The organism is Streptomyces sp. MS191, assembly GCF_008042125.1.
Taxonomy (GTDB): Bacteria; Actinomycetota; Actinomycetes; order Streptomycetales; family Streptomycetaceae; genus Streptomyces.
In genome coordinates, this window is record NZ_RDBI01000106.1 from 1 (window position 1) to 398 (window position 398).

The 398-nt window shown below is 60.1% G+C and carries 1 pseudogene; it reads right to left on the reverse strand.

From position 1 onward, the window contains the following. Positions 1-398: pseudogene (locus EAO71_RS35240) on the reverse strand (hypothetical protein); the annotation flags it as partial.

The window sequence follows — 398 nt, forward strand, 5'->3', positions numbered from 1 at the left end:
GTCGTCAGGATTTTCTTGGTCTTGACTTCTTTGCCAAAGAACTTGCCGGCGTCCGCGCAGAAAGCCACCTCCACCGAACTGCCGTTAGCGGTGGAGCGTGTGGTGGCGTCGTAGTGGCGCAGAGTACCTGTGGCCGTCCAGCCGCCATCGATCCAAGCGTCGATCTGAGTCTTCGCGTAGGTCAGACCGTCGCCTGTGGAGTACTCCGTCACGGCCGCGTCCCTGGTCGAGCGCTTGGCTACGCCTCGATAGATCGCACGGAGATAGTTCGCGGCGTCGTCCATCGCTGCTGCCTCGTTCTTCGCCTTCGGCTCGTCCCAGTCGAAGACCAGGTTCACGTCCTTGGGCAGGGAGACGTCCACGCCGTCCGGTTTGTTCTTCTCCGTCTTTTTTTTTTT